The sequence below is a fragment of the Rhizobium freirei PRF 81 genome (assembly GCF_000359745.1).
GTDB lineage: Bacteria > Pseudomonadota > Alphaproteobacteria > Rhizobiales > Rhizobiaceae > Rhizobium > Rhizobium freirei.
The window spans coordinates 377,740-390,930 of record NZ_AQHN01000089.1 but is presented as its reverse complement, the minus strand read 5'-3'; the positions used below and the strand labels follow the sequence as shown (position 1 = coordinate 390,930).

The following is a 13,191-nucleotide window of genomic DNA, read 5'->3' as shown; positions in this document are numbered from 1 at the left end:
GCCCGGTGGATTTCCTAGCGCCATATGACCGAAGTGGCGAGACGCGAACGCGCAGAGCCGGAAATCATCCTCAAAATAGCAGCCTATTCCTTAACAGATCGCTAAATGAAACGGCCGATGCCACTTGTGCGGCACCGGCCTGTCGATTTCGTCCTGTACGCGAAGCGTCAGCTGTGCGCGAAAATATCGGCCTCTTCCCAGCCAAGAAGGTCGAGCTTGGCGCGGGTCGGGAGGAAAGCGAAGCAATCGTCGGCATAGTCCATACGCCCATCGCGCAGAAGCCGCTGCGTCAGCTTCTCGCGCAGCGCATGGAGATAGAGCACGTCGGAAGCTGCATATTCGAGCTGCGCCTGCGACAGCGGTTCGGCCGCCCAGTCGGAGGATTGCTGCGCCTTGGAAATATCGACGTCCAGCATCTCCTTGAGATTGTCCTTCAGGCCATGGCGGTCGGTATAGGTACGGCAGAGACGCGAGGCGATCTTGGTGCAGAAGACCGGAGTCGTCGTGACGCCGAAGGTGTGGAACAGCACAGCGATGTCGAAGCGGCCATAGTGAAAGATCTTCTGACGCGCAGGGTCGGCAAGCATGGCGACGAGATTGGGCGCCTGTTTCTGACCGGCGGCGATGCGGATGATATCGGCCGTGCCGTCGCCGGGCGAAAGCTGCACGACGCAAAGCCGGTCGCGGCGTGGGATAAGGCCGAGGGTTTCGGTGTCGATGGCTATGGCGCCGGTGTAGCGGGCGGCATCGGCGGCGGAAATATCGCCCTCGTGATAGCGGATAGTGGCAGCCATGAAACTCTCCCGGCTCGGTCTTTCTGAATTCGCTTTTCGTCCGTTCTATAGAACAGACCGGGTGATAACGATACCGGATAACGATACCGGCACAGTTCAAAATGTCGGCGGCGTGTTGATCCAGAGCAAGATGGTTTCGCCGTCGTGGCGGTTGCGCCAGGAATGATAGCGGCGGCTTTCGAAATAAAGCGAATCGCCGGGCAGGAGATCGAAGAACTGGTCGCTGTCGAGCACCAGTTCCAGGCGCCCGGCCAGGACATGGATGAACTCCTCGCCCTCGTGGCGATAGGCGCCCTCGCTTGCGGCCCCCGGCGCCAGCACGAAGCGATGGCAATCCATCATCGTTCTTCCCTCGGCGAGCAACTGGACGGTGACGCCAGGCGTCGTCGCCGGCCAGGCGCGCCATTCGCCGGATCGGATCAGTGCGGGAACATCCTCGCGCTCCTCGCCCGACAGACGCGAGACGGTCGTGCCGTAGTAATCCGCAAGGTCGTGAAGGGTTTTGAAGCTGACGCCCTGCGAGGTGCGCTCCAGGGTCGACAGCGTCGAAGAGGTCATGCCCATGTCGGCGGCAACCTGCTCCAGCGTCTTTCCGGCAGCATGGCGCAGCGACCGGAACCTGCGACCGATGTCGGAGGATGCGGATTGCTCGCCATTCTCCAGGCCGTTCGCGCCCGCATCCTCCGTCTCGAGCGCCTCGCGAATCGCAGCCGGATTGAGGCCGCGCTCGGCGCGGAACCAGGAGATGCGCTTCAGCCGCGCCACGTCCTCGGCACTATACTGCCGGTGCCCGGTTTCCGAGCGGGTGGGCACGACCAATCCCTGGCTTTCCCATAACCGCAAGGTGGAGGCCGATACGCCGGTCAGACGTGCCGCTTCCGCCACCTTGTAGCGTACTGGATAGCGCTCGGGTTCGATGCTGCTCATTTGCCAATGATTCCCGATCTCCAGAGCATTTCCGCTTTTCTTCTTCTCGCGAAAACGCCCTATCCTCTTGTTTCTTCATGCATTCCCAGGAAAATCGCTGCGCACTTTTCCTGGGAATGCTCCAGTCTTTCGGCCTGTTTAGCACGAATGAAGCGCCAGCAGCACATTTCCCTAAATCGATTTAAGAAATTGCGCAGCTTTTCAAGGCGCTAGGGCATGCCCGGCGCGCCTTGCGAGACCACGCAGCGTAGCATCGGAGCCTCCAACGCATTCTTGTCACCCACACAAAATCCCGCTTGAAATCTTGCAGGAAAAATGTAGGACTTTTCTAAAGAACTTGCAGAACTTCTGCAAGATAATTCGAAACTGCCTTCTTGGAGCCACCGCAATGACCTTGACCGAACGGAAGAACGCCGCCATTTCCCGCGGTGTCGGCATGACGACGCAGATCTATGCCGATCGCGCCGAAAATTCCGAGATCTGGGACAAGGAAGGCCGCCGCTATATCGATTTTGCCTCCGGCATCGCCGTGGTGAATACCGGCCATCGCCATCCCCGCGTCATCGCCGCCGTCAAGGAACAGCTGGATCGCTTCACGCATACCTGCCATCAGGTCGTGCCTTATGAGAGCTATGTGCATCTCGCCGAACGGCTGAACGCGATCGTCCCTGGCGATTTCGTCAAGAAGACGATCTTCGTGACGACGGGCGCCGAAGCGGTCGAAAACGCCGTCAAGATCGCCCGCGCCGCCACCGGCCGCTCCGCCATTGTCGCTTTCGGTGGCGGCTTCCATGGCCGTACCTTCATGGGCATGGCGCTGACCGGCAAGGTGGCACCCTACAAGATCGGCTTCGGGCCGATGCCGGGCGACGTCTTCCATGCGCCCTTTCCCGTGCCGCTGCATGGCGTCAGCGTCGAGCAATCGCTGGCAACGCTGAGGAAGCTCTTTGCCGCCGATGTCGATCCTCAGCGCGTCGCTGCAATCATCCTCGAACCTGTCCAGGGCGAAGGCGGCTTCTATCCGGCGCCTGCGGCTTTCATGAAGGCGCTGCGCGAGATCTGCGATCAGCACGACATCCTCTTGATTGCCGACGAAGTGCAGACCGGCTTTGCGCGTACTGGCAAGATGTTCGCGATGGACCACCATGAGGTGGCCGCCGATCTCGTCACCATGGCGAAAAGCCTTGCCGGCGGCTTCCCGCTCGCCGCCGTCACCGGCCGCGCCGAAATCATGGATGCGCCTGGTCCGGGCGGTCTTGGCGGCACCTATGGCGGCAATCCGCTCGGCATCGCGGCTGCCCATGCCGTGCTCGACGTTATCGCCGAAGAAGGCCTGTGCGACCGCGCCAACCAACTCGGCTCGCGCCTGAAGCAGCGGCTTGAATCGCTGCGCGACAAGGTGCCTGAAATCGTCGACATTCGCGGCCCCGGCTTCATGAATGCGGTCGAATTCAACGATGCGACAACGAAGCTGCCGAGCGCAGATTTCGCCAACAAGGTGCGGCTGATCGCGCTTGACAAGGGACTGATCCTGCTGATCTGCGGCGTCTACGGCAATGTCATACGCTTCCTGTCGCCGATCACCATTCAGGATGGCGTCTTCAGCGAGGCGCTCGATATTCTCGAGGCATCGCTGCTCGAGGCGAGCGCCTCTCGCTAATCGCCGCCATTCGCATCTTCTTGATTATCCGCCCGTGCGGCCTGCCGGACGAAACCTGTCGGAGTGCATAGCATGTCCTTTACAACAGCAATGACCAAGCATGTCCCCTTCTCCTCGCGCTTCCTGCGCGCCGCCGGCTATATCAACGGCGCCTGGACGGCAGGTGGCGCAACCAAGACCTTCGATGTCATCAATCCCGCGACCGGCGAAGTGCTCGCCAGCCTCCCCGACATGGGAGCCGCCGAGACGACGGCTGCGATCGATGCCGCCTATGCCGCCCAGGCTGCCTGGGCCGCCCGGCCAGCCAAGGAGCGCGCCGTTATCCTGCGCAAGTGGTTCGATCTGATGGTTGCCAATGCCGATGAGCTGGCCAACATCCTGACGGCCGAAATGGGCAAGCCGCTGCCGGAAGCGAGGGGCGAAATCCTCTATGCCGCCTCCTATGTCGAATGGTATGCGGAAGAGGCCAAGCGCATCTACGGCGAAACCATCCCCGCGCCTTCCAACGACAAGCGCATGGTCGTCATCAAGCAGCCGGTCGGCGTCGTCGGCACGATCACGCCCTGGAACTTCCCGGCGGCCATGATCGCCCGCAAGATCGCGCCGGCGCTGGCCGTTGGCTGCACTGTCGTCTCGAAGCCGGCGGAACAGACGCCGCTGACGGCGATTGCGCTTGCCGTCCTTGCCGAAGAGGCCGGGATTCCGGCCGGCGTTCTCAACATCATCGTCGGCCTTGACGGCCCGGCGATCGGCCGCGAGCTCTGCGGCAATCCGAAGGTGCGCAAGATCAGCTTCACCGGCTCGACCGAGGTCGGCCGCATCCTGATGCGCCAGTGCGCCGACCAGATCAAGAAAGTCAGCCTCGAGCTTGGCGGCAACGCGCCCTTCATCGTCTTCGACGATGCCGATCTCGATGCCGCCGTCGAAGGGGCTCTGGCTTCGAAATACCGCAATGCCGGCCAGACCTGCGTCTGCGCCAACCGCATCTATGTCCAGTCCAACGTCTATGATGCCTTCGCCGCCAAGCTTGCCGTCAAGGTCTCGGCGCTTTCGGTCGGCGACGGCTTCAAGCCGGGCGTGACCATCGGGCCGCTGATCGACGAACAAGGGGTCGCCAAGGCGGAAGACCATGTTCGGGACGCAGTATCGAAGGGCGCTCGGATCCTGCTCGGCGGCAAGCGCATCGAAGGTGCCGGCACCTTCTTCGCGCCGACCATTCTGACCGGCATCGACCGGACCATGAAGGTCGCCCGCGAAGAGACCTTCGGCCCGGTCGCACCGCTCTTCCGCTTCGAAACCGTTGAGGATGTCATCGCTCAGGCGAACGACACCGAATTCGGCCTTGCCGCCTATTTCTTCGCCGGCGATCTCAAGAAGGTCTGGCGGGTGGCCGAGGCGCTGGAATACGGCATGGTCGGCATCAATACCGGCATAATGTCGTCGGAGACGGCGCCGTTCGGCGGCATCAAGCAATCCGGCCTGGGCCGCGAAGGCTCGCGCCACGGCGCCGACGACTATCTGGAAATGAAGTATCTCTGCATGGGCAATCTATAGCCGGCAAATCAAGTCGAGGTAATGTGAACGCGGCCCTGCCACAGGCGGGCCGCGCTCAATCGACCGGTGTGAAAAGCGCCGGTATCGAGATTGAGCCTGAGACCGCTGACTTTGGCCTGCCGGATGGGCGTATGGCCGTGCACGATCAGCTTCGGCAGCGGCTGCGCGCTGTCATAGAAACGAGAGCGGATGTAGACCAGGTCGTCGTCCTGCTGATCGGCGATCGAGCGATCGGGATCGATGCCGGCATGGACGAACAAGGCCTGCGGCGTATCGAGCAGAATCGGCAACCCGCGCAGGAAATTGATGTGATCGTCCGGAAGCCAGGTTCGGATGAATGTGTCGAGCTTTCTGGAGTTGGGATATTGCTGCTGCAGCGTGGAGATATCCACGCCATAGGAAGCAAGCGTCGCGTCGCCGCCGAGCGCCGCCCAATCGTCCAGCGATATCTCGCCATCGACATAGGCGAGCATGGCCATTTCGTGATTGCCGGTCAGGCAAATGCGATCGAAACCCTTCGGCGGCCTCGCCATGAGACGGCCGACGACCTGTGCGGAAGCCGGGCCGCGATCGATGTAGTCTCCCAGCATGATAATGAGTTTTCGGCCGGGAAGCCCTGCGGCATCGGCGACGATCTTGCGCTCCAGCGCGCTCAGGAGATCGTAGCGGCCATGCACGTCGCCGATGACATAAGTGGGCACATCGAGATGCTCGAGCCGCTCGCGAAGCCGACGATGGCCGAAACCCTGAGCCATCTTCTCGTGTATCCTGACTGCCGACATAAAATTCCCTTTCGAGCATACATCCCGAAATGCCTCAACGATCTCTGTAAAAGGACTCAAAAGCGACGATTCTTTGCCGAACGACGGAAATCGACGCTCGTGACTGGTGCCGCAATCGGCCAAACCCTGTGACACCGGATTGCCTTGCGGCAAAGCGCCTCGAACGGCGCCTTTATGCATGGAGAAAGTTGACAGGGCGTATCCGCAATTCTATCGCGCTTGACAAGCTCGCGGGAGAATCTTTGATCAACGGGAGCCTGGGCCGAGCCCGGCATTGCTGTTCTCTCGGGCTTTCGGTGGCGTCGAGACCGCTTCGTGCGCTTGCCCGGTCGGAACGGACCAAACCTTAATCGGGAGCTTCACCTTTATGACCGCCGTAACTTTATCGTGAAGCCTTGATGGAATCGACATCAGCGCTCGAACTCTGCCGCTTTCTTCATGACGCATCGCTGATGCTGCTGTGGGGTGCCTGCGCCTATCTTACCTTTCTGGTGCCCAGGTCGATCGCGGATATCGTCTGGCGCATGTCTGCGATGGCATTTTTCCTGATCACGGTGATTGCCGCCTTGACGATGCTGATATCGCTTCCGGCGGCCACGGCCACCATCGGCAATGGCTGGAGCGATGCGCTCGATTTCGGGACATTGCATGATGTCCTATTCAATACAACGGTCGGTCAGGCCTGGCAGGTACAGGCGGTTGCAGCGGCAATGATGGTCTGTGCTTTCCTGCTGCCGGAAAGCCGCCGCCGCCTCGGGCTGGCATTGGGTTCCGGCTTCGGGCTCGCAGCACTCTCGCTGACCGGCCACGCCTCCATGCTGGAAGGCTCACTGCGCCAGGCGCACCGCGCCAACGATATCTTCCATGTGCTGACGGGCGGCGGGTGGCTGGGGGCGCTGGTGCCGCTGATCCCCATTCTGCGGCTTCTGAGCCGGCCGGAGTGCCGGACGGATGCGGGGCTGGCGCTGCGCCGCTTCTCGAAAGTCGGGCACTGGGCCGTTGCGTTCGTCATTCTCTCCGGCATCGTCAATACGATGCTGATCCTGAAACGTCTGCCGACGGACTGGTCTTCGCCTTACCAAAAGCTGCTTGCCATCAAGATCGCATTGGTCGCCGGCATGGCGCTTCTGGCCGTCCTCAATCGCTATGTCTTCGTACCCTGGATCGGCCGCAATCCGAGCCGCGCCCTGCAGGCGCTTCGGCTCGGAAGCATCGCCGAGATCATCATCGGCATTGCCGTAATCGGGCTGGTTGCCGTCTTCGGCACGCTGGAACCGGTTTAGCTTGCGAGCCGCCTTCCCAAGAGACTAGCCACCGAGCGACTTGATCACATCGCGAACGGCAGCGGCGTCACTGGTCGCCGGCCGGTATTCCAAGCCTACCCTGCCGCGATAGCCTTGGTCAAACAGCCAATCGAGCCGTTCCCTGAGATCAATATGGCCGGTGCCGGGATCGCCGCGGCCGGGATGATCGGCGACATGGAGATGCACGATCCGGTCGAGCCGATCGCCGGCCACCTGCTGCGTGTTTTCGCCCATGACGGCCGAATGATAGAGATCGTAGACGATGCCGATTTCCGGACGGCCGACCTCATCGATGATATCCAGGCCTTCCGCCGTCGAAGACAGATAATAGCCGACATGATCGATCTTGGTGTTCAATGGTTCGAGGCCGAGCCGAACGCCGGATCCCTTAAGAATATCCGCGCCGGCGCTGAGGGTTGCAACCAGGGATGCCCGCTGCTCGGCACGCGAAAACTCCGGCAGATCATCGCCGGCCTGCGCAATCAAAACCGACGCGCCAAGGCGCTGCGCCACGCCGACGGACTCACGCAGACCCTTCAGCCAAGCCTCTTTGTTTGCCGGATTCGTCAGCGCGATCATCGGCTCTGCGACGAAGCCGGACACTGCAATGCCGGTCTCGGCGACCGCGGCGGCAATCGCATCGAGATCCTTGTTTCTCCAATGCCAGAACTCGACCGCATCCAACCCTGCCTCATGCGCCCGCCGAACACGATCTGCAAAAGCGTCGCCGTCGTGCGCGAACAACCACTCGATACAAGCCGAAAACCGACGCATTGAAATCTCCTCCCAAATTGTCATCAGCAATGCTTGGGATCTGCAGCGACCGCAAGGGGTCTCAGCGTTGAATCTGCGGAGGACGCCTGATGGACGATTCGAGGGCTTCCACATTCATTGCGGAAAGCACGCGCATGTCGCGACGGAAATCGGAAGGCGTCATGCCTGCGATGTGGCGGAAGGATTTGTTGAAGGCGCTGATCGAGCCGAAACCGCTGTCCATGGCGACCTGAAGCACGTTGGCCTCGTCCCGTATCAGCATCGCCTGGGCACGCGAAAGGCGCAGTAGATTCACATATTTGGCCAGCGTCATGCCCGTCGATTTTTTGAAGAGGTTCATGGCGTATTTCGGATGAAGATGTGCTGCCTTGGCGATATCGACCGTATCAATATCGTCGAGAAAATTTTCGGCAATGAAATCGCACATCCTCGCCAGGCTGCGCGAGGATTGCGGATGAGCCTGCTCGTTCGCAAGGCTGCCCTGCTTTTCCGGCACCATGCGATAGGGCTCGAAGGCGATCCGCTCCAGGCGAAGGAGGAGTTCGGCGACGGCATGTTCGGCCTTGGCGCCATCATCAGACATGACATAACGGTGCCAGCGGGCGAAATTCTCGTCATCGGCGGCATCCGTTGCCGAGCTTATCAGGGTCTGCCCGCGAATGAGGCGGCCGGAAATATCGAGCGGCAGCCGCAGTCGGAAGAAATGCACGAGCGGCAGATGCGCGCCGGCATAGATCGCGTCATCGGAGAGTTCGTCCAGCTGGTGCGGCTGGCCACCCCAGAAGAGGCAGATCTGGCCGGCCTTCAGATGCAGCTCATGATCGCCTATTTGATAATGCACGCTGCCGCGCACGATGTAGTTCACTTCCACCTGCGCATGCCAATGTGGCTTCGCCATCGGCAGCGGATGGGAATAGAACATCTGCAGGATTGTCGGGAGCCCCTCGACGCTGCTTGCGCCTGGCTGATAAACCGCCCGTTCACCTACCTTACTTTTCGCCAAGTCGATGTTCCCTTTTTAGGAGACAGAAGCGTACCGGGAGCTAATTTAAACGCGTTCGCTAGCGGACGGCAATTGAAAAGGGAGGATTTTCAATGCGTTTAAAACTTGCTGGGGCGACGGCGCTTGCTGCCTTACTCGCTTCCGGTTCTGCCTTTGCAGAACAAACTACCATTACAGTCTGGAGCTGGAACATCGCCGCTTCTGCACTGAAATCGACGGTCGAAGGCTTCAATAAAAAATACCCCGACATCAAGGTCGATGTGCAGGACATCGGCAACCCGCAGGTCTTCGACAAAATGCTGGCCGCTTGCGCTGCCGGCGGCGACGGTCTGCCCGACGTCATGTCGATCGAAAACCACAAAGCATCGATCTTCTGGAACCGCTTTCCGGACTGCCTGACCGACCTGACGAAACTCGGCTACAACGACAGCCTCAAGAAGCAATTCCCGGACTTCAAGCGCGCGGAACTCGAAGTTGGCGCCGCAGCCTATGCGATGCCGTGGGATTCCGGCCCGGTCACCATGTTCTATCGCCGCGATCTCTATGAAAAGGCAGGCGTCGATCCGGCAACGATCAAGACCTGGGACGATTTCATCGCCGCCGGCAAGAAGATCTCCGCCGCCAATCCCGGTGTCGTCATGACGCAGGCCGATCTCAACGGCGACACAGAATGGTTCCGCATGCTCGCCAACGAACAAGGCTGCGGCTATTTTTCGAGTGACAGCCAGAGCATCACCGTCAACCAGCCCGGCTGCGTCAAAGCGCTGGACAAGGTGAAGGGGATCAAGGACGCGGGCCTGATGACCGCGGCAAACTGGAACGAGAAAATCCAGGCGAACACTGCAAGCAAGGTGGCATCGCAGCTCTATGGCGGCTGGTATGAAGGCACAGTCCGCTCCACCTCGCCGGATCTCGCCGGCAAATGGGGCGTCTATCCGATGCCGAGCATGACGGCCGACGGCCCACACGCAGCCAATCTCGGCGGTTCGTCGCTCGCAATCGCCAGCGGCTCCAAGCACAAGGAAGCCGCCTGGAAGTACCTCGAATACACGCTTGGCACCAATGAGGGCCAGGTGACCATGCTGAAGTCCTTCGGGCTCGTGCCGTCGCTTCTGACTGCGGTCCAAGATCCCTTCGTCAACCAGCCGCAGCCCTATTGGGGTGGGCAAAAGGTCTGGGCCGATATCCTCGCCACCCTGCCGAAAATCCACCCGAGCCCTGGGACCCAGTATTTCAGTGACGCCGATGAGGTCATAAAGGCCGTCCAGACGAAATACCTTGCCGGCGGCTATCCAAACGGCAAGGCAGCGCTCGACGACGCGGCCCAGCAGATCGCCTCGGCGACAGGCCTGCCACTCGCGAAATGAGTGACACTGCCGGGCGCGCATCCCAAGCCGCGCTCGGCATCCCCGCCGCCCTAGAGCCGGATGATTTTAGGTCTGTTCGACCTAAAATCTGAATCCGCTCTAGAATCAAAGAAGTAGAGCGTGACGTCGTCCGAAAACCGCCTACACTTTTCGGCGTCACGCTCTAGGGGCGGCGGGGATGCGATGTCACGCATCATTTCACTGCGCATAAAGTGAGGAGGCTTTCATGCGGTTGCGAAACCGGAGCGCCTATGCGTTCCTTGCACCCTATCTTCTGGTGTTCGCCGCTTTCTGGGTCTGGCCGATCATTGATTCGTTCCTGATTTCGTTCCAGAACACCCGGGTTAATCCGTGGGTCTACAATCTGTCGCTCAATTGGGGGCGCCTGTTTGGCGACCCGGCCTTCTACAACGCGCTGCAAAACACGCTGATCATCCTGATCGTCCAGGTCCCCGTCATGATCACGCTCGCCACGGTCATGGCGGTGCTGCTGAATTCACCGCTGTTGAAGGCCCGTGGCATTTTCCGCTTCGCTTTCTTCGCACCTGTCGTCGTTGGCGAGGTGGCCTATGCCGCTGTCTTCCGCCTGATGTTCAACGTCGATTTCGGCATCGTCAACAAGCTGCTCGGTACGGTCGGCTTCGCACCGGTGTCGTGGTTCGCGGAATCGCATGCCGCCATGGTGCTCATCATCATCGCCGTCACCTGGCGCTGGGCGGGTTATAACGCCATCATCATCCTGTCCGGGCTGCAATCGATCCCCGAGGATGTCTATGAGGCCGCGACTCTCGACCGCGTCAACCGCTTCCAGCAGTTCATTCATATCACGCTGCCGCTGTTGAAGCCGATCATTCTCTTCTGCGTCGTGCTGTCCGTCATCGGCACCATGCAGCTCTTCACCGAACCATATCTGATCACAAACAGAGGTGGCCCCGGCGGCGGGACGGAGACGCTCGGCCTGCTGCTCTATCGCCAGGCCTTCCAGTCGACCAACTTCGGCTATGCCTCGGCGGTCGCCTACACGATGGCGGCGCTCGCGGTAGCCATCTCTCTCCTCAATCTCTGGGTGGGGCGCGAACCGAAATGAAATCGAAGTCCAAATCCACTCTGATCCGCTCGATCGCGCTGCACGGCCTGCTGGTGCCGCTCGCCATCATCTGGCTGTTTCCGCTTTGGATGATGTTCGTCTTCTCGACCATGCCCGATTACGGCATTTTCAGCCCTGGCATCATCCTGACACCGTCGACAGGTTTCATGGACAACGTCCGGAACCTGCAGGCCGACACCAACTTCATCGGTGCTATGACGATCTCCATCGTCGTTGCCGTCGTCTACACCTTCCTGTCGGTGCTATTGACCTCAATGGCCGGATGGGCTCTGGCGCGCTACCAGTTCGCCGGCCGTTCGGGCGTCATCGGCATCATCCTCGGCACGATCACGCTACCCTACTCCGTCGTCGTCATCCCGCAATTCATCATGGTGGCGCGAGATTTCGGGCTGGCCAATTCATGGGTCGCGCTGATCGTACCGCCACTATTCAACTCACTCGGCGTGCTGTTCATGCGCCAGGCCTTCTCGATGATGCCCGGCGAGCTCTTTGACGCCGCTCGCGTCGAGGGCGTCAAGGAATGGCAGATCTTCCTGCGCATCGCCCTGCCGCTGGCAAGGCCGACGATGGCGGCTCTCGCCATCATCCTGTTCCTGGCATCCTGGAACAACTACCTCTGGCCGTTGCTCATCAACTCCCGTCCGGGAATGATGACCGCGCCCGTGGCGCTCGGGACGCTGATCGGCCTCACCAGGGTCTCCTGGGGCGGCATCATGGCCGGCGCCGTGATGCTGACAGCGCCGATCCTCGTCGTCTTCGTTCTCCTGCAACGCCACTTCATCGCCGGCATCGCCGCCGGCGCAGTCAAATAATTCCGGGGACCCGTATGGCTGAACTATCCCTTACCAATATCGTCAAACGCTACGGTTCGCTGGAAATCATTCACGGCGCCAATCTCGAGGTGAAGGACGGCGAATTCGTCGTCTTCGTCGGGCCGTCCGGATGCGGCAAGTCCACACTGCTGCGCATGATCGCCGGACTGGAAGATATTTCCGGCGGCGAACTCAAGATCGGCGGCCGCGTCGTCAACGACGCTGAGCCCGCCGATCGCGGTATCGCCATGGTCTTCCAGTCCTATGCCCTTTATCCGCACCTGACGGTCGAGCAGAACCTTAACTTCGGCCTGCGCATGAATGGCAATCCGAAAGCCGACACCGATCGCCGCGTGAAGCAGGCGGCCGAGATCCTGCAGATCACCGAGCTGATGCAGCGCCGGCCGAAGCAGCTCTCCGGCGGTCAGCGCCAGCGCGTCGCCATCGGCCGCGCCATCGTGCGCGAACCGCAGATCTTCCTGTTCGACGAGCCGCTGTCCAACCTCGATGCGGAACTGCGCGTCCAGATGCGCGTCGAAATCTCGCGGCTTCACAAGAAGCTCGGCACGACGATGATCTATGTTACGCACGATCAGACGGAAGCGATGACGCTTGCCGACAAGATCGTGGTGCTGCGCAGCGGCAACATCGAGCAGGTGGGAGCGCCGCTTGATCTTTATGACGACCCGGCCAACCAGTTCGTCGCCGGCTTCGTCGGCTCGCCGAAGATGAATTTCCTGCAGGCCGAAGTCGTCGACGTTCAGCCCGGCCGCGCCATCATCGTCATGAAAAGCCAACGCAATGTTCGTCTGACGCTCGCCGTCACCTCCGCGAAAATAGAGATCGGCCAGCAGGTGACGATCGGCGTGCGCCCGGAACATTTCCTCGACGCCGGACGCGGCGATGCCGACCTGACCGTCGATGTCGATGTCGCGGAGCATCTCGGCAATACCAGCTACATCTACGCCAACATCGCCGCCAACGAGCAGATCGTGATCGAACGCGAGGAGTCCCGCACCACAGGCAACAGCGACAAGCTCACCGTGGCGCTGTCGGCGGCGAAAACATTCCTGTTCGACAGCGCCGGCAACCGATTGCGGTAGGCG

The 13,191-nt window shown here is 60.7% G+C and carries 12 protein-coding genes; 7 read left to right on the top strand and 5 right to left on the bottom strand.

All coding sequences use genetic code 11. The features are described from left to right. Positions 1-167 precede the first annotated feature (167 nt). Both RHSP_RS29545 and RHSP_RS29540 read right to left on the bottom strand, forming a co-directional pair. Positions 168-794, bottom strand: coding sequence for a ribonuclease D (locus RHSP_RS29545; protein WP_037155229.1), 627 nt, complete (start codon positions 792-794; stop codon positions 168-170). Positions 795-890: 96 nt separating this feature from the next. Next, positions 891-1,721, bottom strand: coding sequence for a MerR family transcriptional regulator (locus tag RHSP_RS29540; protein WP_037155226.1), 831 nt, complete (start codon positions 1,719-1,721; stop codon positions 891-893). Between the two features lie 388 nt (positions 1,722-2,109). Between RHSP_RS29540 and RHSP_RS29535 the strand changes: the two genes are divergently transcribed. Then, positions 2,110-3,381 carry a 4-aminobutyrate--2-oxoglutarate transaminase gene (locus RHSP_RS29535; protein ID WP_037155223.1) on the top strand — a complete coding sequence of 424 codons (1,272 nt, stop codon included), beginning with the start codon at positions 2,110-2,112 and terminating at the stop codon, positions 3,379-3,381. Between the two features lie 72 nt (positions 3,382-3,453). After that, a complete protein-coding gene (locus RHSP_RS29530) occupies positions 3,454-4,935 on the top strand; it encodes an NAD-dependent succinate-semialdehyde dehydrogenase (RefSeq protein ID WP_037155220.1) in 1,482 nt (493 codons plus the stop codon). 8 nt (positions 4,936-4,943) lie between these two features. Here the strand turns inward: RHSP_RS29530 and RHSP_RS29525 are convergent, their stop codons facing one another. Then, positions 4,944-5,690 carry a metallophosphoesterase gene (locus RHSP_RS29525; RefSeq protein ID WP_037155217.1) on the bottom strand — a complete coding sequence of 249 codons (747 nt, stop codon included), beginning with the start codon at positions 5,688-5,690 and terminating at the stop codon, positions 4,944-4,946. A gap of 425 nt (positions 5,691-6,115) precedes the next feature. On the opposite strand from RHSP_RS29525, the gene copD reads away from it, so the two are divergent. After that, the gene (copD, locus tag RHSP_RS29520; protein ID WP_004127674.1) at positions 6,116-7,000 is read left to right on the top strand and encodes a copper homeostasis membrane protein CopD; all 885 of its coding nucleotides are present in this window, start codon (positions 6,116-6,118) and stop codon (positions 6,998-7,000) included. A 24-nt stretch (positions 7,001-7,024) separates the two neighbouring features. Here copD and RHSP_RS29515 read toward each other — a convergent pair whose 3' ends face one another. Beyond that, positions 7,025-7,795 (bottom strand): TIM barrel protein, encoded by a 771-nt coding sequence (locus RHSP_RS29515; protein ID WP_004127670.1) that lies wholly within the window; start codon positions 7,793-7,795, stop codon positions 7,025-7,027. A gap of 61 nt (positions 7,796-7,856) precedes the next feature. After that, on the bottom strand, positions 7,857-8,804 hold the full coding sequence (locus tag RHSP_RS29510; protein WP_037155212.1) for a helix-turn-helix domain-containing protein: 948 nt from the start codon (positions 8,802-8,804) through the stop codon (positions 7,857-7,859). 86 nt (positions 8,805-8,890) lie between these two features. On the opposite strand from RHSP_RS29510, the gene RHSP_RS29505 reads away from it, so the two are divergent. From RHSP_RS29505 to RHSP_RS29490, 4 genes are all read left to right on the top strand, one after another. Continuing rightward, on the top strand, positions 8,891-10,165 hold the full coding sequence (locus tag RHSP_RS29505; RefSeq protein ID WP_037155209.1) for an ABC transporter substrate-binding protein: 1,275 nt from the start codon (positions 8,891-8,893) through the stop codon (positions 10,163-10,165). A 226-nt stretch (positions 10,166-10,391) separates the two neighbouring features. After that, a complete protein-coding gene (locus RHSP_RS29500) occupies positions 10,392-11,252 on the top strand; it encodes a carbohydrate ABC transporter permease (RefSeq protein WP_004127663.1) in 861 nt (286 codons plus the stop codon). Beyond that, positions 11,249-12,085 carry a carbohydrate ABC transporter permease gene (locus tag RHSP_RS29495; protein ID WP_004127661.1) on the top strand — a complete coding sequence of 279 codons (837 nt, stop codon included), beginning with the start codon at positions 11,249-11,251 and terminating at the stop codon, positions 12,083-12,085. Before RHSP_RS29500 ends, RHSP_RS29495 begins: the two co-directional genes overlap by 4 nt. A gap of 14 nt (positions 12,086-12,099) precedes the next feature. Continuing rightward, complete coding sequence (locus RHSP_RS29490) at positions 12,100-13,188, top strand: ABC transporter ATP-binding protein (RefSeq protein WP_004127659.1); 1,089 nt, start codon at positions 12,100-12,102, stop codon at positions 13,186-13,188. The last annotated feature ends 3 nt before the right edge of the window (positions 13,189-13,191 follow it).